6 protein-coding genes are annotated in these 4,698 nt (G+C 69.0%); 3 read left to right on the top strand and 3 right to left on the bottom strand.

All coding sequences use genetic code 11. From position 1 onward, the window contains the following. Together WAW85_RS06850 and WAW85_RS06855 are read left to right on the top strand one after the other, a co-directional pair. Positions 1–480: uroporphyrinogen-III C-methyltransferase (locus tag WAW85_RS06850; RefSeq protein WP_422558878.1), on the top strand; the 480-nt coding region annotated here is incomplete at its 5' end. Further along, a complete protein-coding gene (locus WAW85_RS06855) occupies positions 477–941 on the top strand; it encodes a hypothetical protein (protein ID WP_422558879.1) in 465 nt (154 codons plus the stop codon). The genes WAW85_RS06850 and WAW85_RS06855, both read left to right, overlap by 4 nt. A 58-nt stretch (positions 942–999) precedes the next feature. Here the strand turns inward: WAW85_RS06855 and WAW85_RS06860 are convergent, their stop codons facing one another. Beyond that, complete coding sequence (locus tag WAW85_RS06860; protein WP_422558880.1) at positions 1,000–1,650, bottom strand: pentapeptide repeat-containing protein; 651 nt, start codon at positions 1,648–1,650, stop codon at positions 1,000–1,002. Continuing rightward, a complete protein-coding gene (gene yaaA, locus WAW85_RS06865; RefSeq protein ID WP_422558881.1) occupies positions 1,647–2,387 on the bottom strand; it encodes a peroxide stress protein YaaA in 741 nt (246 codons plus the stop codon). The genes WAW85_RS06860 and yaaA overlap by 4 nt, the downstream gene beginning before the upstream one ends. A gap of 55 nt (positions 2,388–2,442) precedes the next feature. Here yaaA and WAW85_RS06870 point away from each other — a divergent pair, with 55 nt between their 5' ends. After that, entirely contained in the window at positions 2,443–4,173 is a 1,731-nt protein-coding gene (locus tag WAW85_RS06870) for a proline--tRNA ligase (protein WP_422558883.1), read from the top strand. A gap of 102 nt (positions 4,174–4,275) precedes the next feature. On the opposite strand, the gene WAW85_RS06875 is transcribed toward WAW85_RS06870, so the two are convergent. Then, positions 4,276–4,698, bottom strand: a 423-nt coding sequence (locus WAW85_RS06875; RefSeq protein ID WP_422558882.1) for a ferritin-like domain-containing protein, incomplete at its 5' end; no start/stop codon positions are given.

Genomic DNA, 4,698 nt, shown 5'->3' on the forward strand with positions numbered 1-4,698 from the left:
CCGTATATGTACGGACGGGGTTTCGAAGAGCTGCAGGCCTGCGTCGACGCGGGGGTCCCGGTGACGGTAGTCCCCGGCATCACCTCGCCGATCTCGGCGCCCGCGCTCGCCGGCATTCCGGTCACCCACCGCGGCGTGACGCACGAGGTGGTGATCGTGTCCGGCCACGTCGCCCCCGACCACCCTGACTCGCTGACCGATTGGGACGCGCTGGCCCGGCTGCGGGGCACCCTGGTGCTGATGATGGGCGTGCAGCGACTCGATGCCTTCGCCCAAGCGCTGCTCGCCGGCGGCAAGGCCGCCGACACCCCGGTCGCCATGATCGAGAACGCCTCACGCCCCGATCAGCGCCTGATCCGCGCCGACCTGGCCACCGCCGCACAGACGGCAATCGAGGCTGAACTCAAGCCACCGGCCATTGTGGTGATCGGTCCGGTGGCCGGCTTCACCGACGCCGACCGCGCGATCGGGCTGGCATGATCGGCAAGGCGGTCGCCCTAGTCTGCGGCCTGATTCTGCTGGTCGCGGCGGTAGCGGCCTGGTGGGTGTCCCCGGTTCTGACCGCGGTCCTAGTGGCCGTCTCCGTCGTGATCATGACCGGCTGGCAGGTCTACCGCCGTGCTCAGGGCATTCCGGCCGCCGCACCGAACGCCTGGACCGTCTATATTTGGCCGCTCAGTTTCGGGGCGCTCGCGGTGATCGCGTTGAACGGCTGGATCTACCGCATTTCGGCCGATGCGGGCGGCGAGTCGGGCGAGGTGGGCACCCTGATCGGCCTGGCCACCGGAGTCGTCGGGATGGCCGCTGCCTACGGCTACGGTCGCGTCCGCGCGCAGAAGGTTCAAGTGAGCGAGCAGCAGTACGGCGGAATCCCGGACGGTCAGGCGCGCGGCGACGACGTAGACGACGACGCCGACTGGTTCTTCCCCACGGCGCGCTGAGGTCATCGCCGCTGCCGCCGCGGACCGTTTGCGGCGACGACGATCGTGCAGGCGGTGGTCAGTCCGCGACAGCGACGCCGAGGTGCCGGGCGAAGGCGCCGGACAGCTCGGCGGCCTGGCGCGCGGAGATGACCGCGCCGCGGAGAAATTCGACGCCGGAGAAGCTGCCGAGCTCCAGACCGCGCAGATCGACATGCTTGAGTTGGGCGTGGTCGACGAGCAGGGTGCGGACCACGGTATTGCCGAATGCGACGCGTTCGGCGCGCGCCTGGCTGAGATCGAGTTCGTCGATGACGCAGTCGTCGAAGAACACATCGCGCAGCCGGGCGCCGCGCAGGTTGGCGAAACTGATCTTGGTCCCGCTGATCCGGACCGAGTGCAGGTCGGCGTCGTACAGTTCGGCCGCCCCGATCCGGGAGGCCTCGATCACCGCATCCCGCCAGGTGGTGCGGGCCGCACGCAGATTTGTGGCGGTGAGTCGCGCGATCCGCGTTTCGGTGAACCGCGCGCCGAGGAGTTGCGCGTCATCGACGTGCAGGCCGCGGAACTCGCAGACGCTGAACTCGGTCCCGGACAGCTCGCGGTCGGCGAGATCGGCCTCGGTGTATCGGCGGGCCTCGTGCACGGCGCCGGCCTCGATGCAGGCGGCGTCGTCGTCGGTGAGGTCGTAGAGGGCTGGCTCATTGATGATCGGGGCCGGAATCTTCATGCAGTCACCACGGTGATCTCGGTGGGAGAGGTGATTTCCACGCGCTGACCGGCGTCGGACAGGACGGCGGCGAGCTTGTTGATGTCGTTCACCGTCGCGCGGGTGGTCACCAGATCGCGGGCGATTAGCCCCTTGTAGTGCTTGTTGAAGTGACTGACCACCGTGCGGGAGCCGTCCGGCGCCTCGGTGACGACTGTCGCGGTCACGGCGCCGCGCGCCGGGCCGAGGGTCAGGTACGCACCCGATCGTAGATCGACGACGAACTCGTCGATCGACTCCAGCGCGGGGGGGAGCACCGGCTTCCAGACCGAGGCCAGCGTGCCGAAACCGGGCAGCTTGGAGCCGCCGGAGAGCCGATACGCCGGAATCGGGTCGGTCGCCCCCACCACGCCAAACAGTGCCGAGCCGATCATCAGCCGCGCGGCGGCCTTCGCCTTGGATGCGCGGGTGAGGCCGCGGTAGTCCAGGGCGTCGTAGAGCACACCGGTGTAACGCTCGATGGCCGGCCGGGTCGGGGACTGCAGCAGATCGGCATTGCGGTCGACCTCGGCGAGCTGCGTCTTCCCGAGTCCGAGGGCTCGCTGGGAGGCATCGAGATCAGCGGCCAGCTCGACGATCGCGCCAGCGAGGCGGCGGCGCACCGGATTGAGCTCCGGCAGACAGAGGTGATCGAAGTCCAAGGGTGCGCCGGAGCCGCCGTCGGACTTGGTTTCGGAAGGGGGGAGGAGGACGCGCACCCGACCACCGTAGCGAGCGGCGTTCGGGGCTAAACTGCGCGGTGTGATCACGCGTATGTCGACCCTGTTCCTGCGCACGCTGCGCGACGACCCCGCCGACGCCGAGGTGTCCAGCCATAAGCTGCTGGTCCGGGCCGGATACATCCGTCGCGCGGCGCCGGGTATCTACACCTGGCTGCCGCTCGGGTTGCGGGTCTTCCGCAAGATTGAGGACGTCGTGCGACGCGAGATGGATGCCATCGGTGCCCAGGAGATTCTGCTGCCCGCGCTGCTGCCGCGCGAGCCGTACGAGACCTCCGGTCGGTGGACCGAGTACGGCGACAACCTGTTCCGGCTCGCCGACCGCAAGGGCAACGACATGTTGCTCGGCCCCACGCACGAGGAACTGTTCACCCAGCTGGTCAAGGCCGAGTACTCCTCGTACAAGGATTTGCCGGTGATCCTGTACCAGATCCAAACAAAGTATCGCGACGAAGAGCGCCCCCGCGCCGGTCTGCTGCGTGGCCGCGAGTTCGTGATGAAGGACTCCTACTCATTCGACACGACCGACGAGGGTCTCGCGCAGTCGTACGCTCTGCACCGCGCCGCCTACCAGCGGATTTTCGACCGTCTCGGGGTGCAGTACGTGATTGTGGCCGCCACCTCCGGTGCCATGGGCGGCAGCGCCTCCGAGGAGTTCCTGGCCGAATGCGAGGTGGGCGAGGACACCTTCGTGCGCTGCGTCGAGTCTGGTTACGCCGCGAACGTCGAGGCTGTTGTGACGCCGGTACCCGCGTCGCTGCCGATCGACGGTTTGCCCGCGGTCTCGGTGCACGAGACGGGGGCGACGCCGACTATCGCGACCTTGGTCGACTGGGCCAACGGTGCGCTGGAGGGCGCGGTGACCGCGGCCGACACCCTCAAGAACATCCTGGTCAAGATCCGCCAGCCCGGCGGCGACTGGGCGATCACCGCGATCGGTATCCCCGGCGACCGTGAAGTGGATTTCAAGCGGCTGGAGGCATCGGTGGAGCCGGCCGAGGTCGAGCTGCTCACCGACGCCGACTTTGCCGCCAATCCGGCGCTGGTCCGCGGCTACATCGGCCCGAAGGGCGTGCAGGAGGCCGGGTTCACCTATCTGGCCGACCCCCGCGTGGTGACCGGTACCCGGTGGATCACCGGCGCCGATGTGCCCGGTCAGCACGTCGTCGATTTGGTGGCTGGCCGCGACTTCACCCCGGACGGGGTGATCGAGGCCGCCGAGGTGCGGGCCGGCGATCGGTCGCCGGACGGGGCGGGGGTGCTGGAATCCGCCCGCGGTATCGAGATCGGTCACATCTTCCAGCTCGGCCGCAAATACGCCGACGCCTTCGACCTCGATGTGCTGGGCGAGAACGGCAAGCCGGTGCGGGTGACCATGGGCTCCTACGGTCTGGGTGTCTCGCGATTGGTTGCGGTGCTCGCCGAGCAGCGTCACGACGACAAGGGGCTGGTCTGGCCACGCGAGGTGGCGCCGTACGACGTGCACCTGGTGATCGCTAACAAGGACGAAGCTGCCGTAGCCGGGGCCCATCAGCTGGCCGCCGACCTCGACGCCGCGGGCCTGGAGGTGCTGTTCGACGAGCGCAAGGCCTCACCAGGCGTGAAGTTCAAGGATGCTGAACTGCTCGGCATGCCGACCGTGGTCGTGGTCGGCCGCGGCTGGGCCGAGGGCACCGTGGAGATCCGCGACCGGGCCACTGGCGAGGCGACCGCGGTGCCGATCGCCGCAGCACGCGAACAGATCCTCGCGGCGGTCCGCGGCTGACAGTCCCGCATTGCTGCGCGCGGTGCCTAATGTCGCACGTCGTGCACGACGCGCGACACTGGGCACCACACGCGATATGAGTCGGCGGCGGTCAGTGGCCGGTTACGACGACGTCGCCGCGCCGGGAAAGGCGACAGTGACTGGCGTCTGGCCCAGGGCGCCGCGCCAGTGGGCGGCGCGCACGGCGCTGTCGGTGAGGCCGTCCACGGCACGCCGACGCAGTTCGGCGGTGTCGACCTGCTCGGCCATCGCCCGGTAGGCGCGGGCGCACTCCTCCTCGGCATCGAGGAGGACGGTGGTGGCCGACTCCGGATCGGTGATCTGCACCGGCAGCGTGTATCCGGCGGCAGCGATCGGAGGCGTGCCGCCCGCCGCGAGCAGGTCGGCGATCAGCTCATCGCGTCGAACCCGGTGTGCGGCAACGAAGTCACCGACGGCGCGGCGCTCACCGGAACCGATGAACGCGGTGCTGACCCCGTAGGTGAAGATTGCCGCATTCTCGGCGTCGATCGCACTATTCAGGGC

Origin of the sequence: Gordonia sp. (in: high G+C Gram-positive bacteria) (assembly GCF_049299075.1) — a bacterium.
Lineage (GTDB): Bacteria > Actinomycetota > Actinomycetes > Mycobacteriales > Mycobacteriaceae > Gordonia.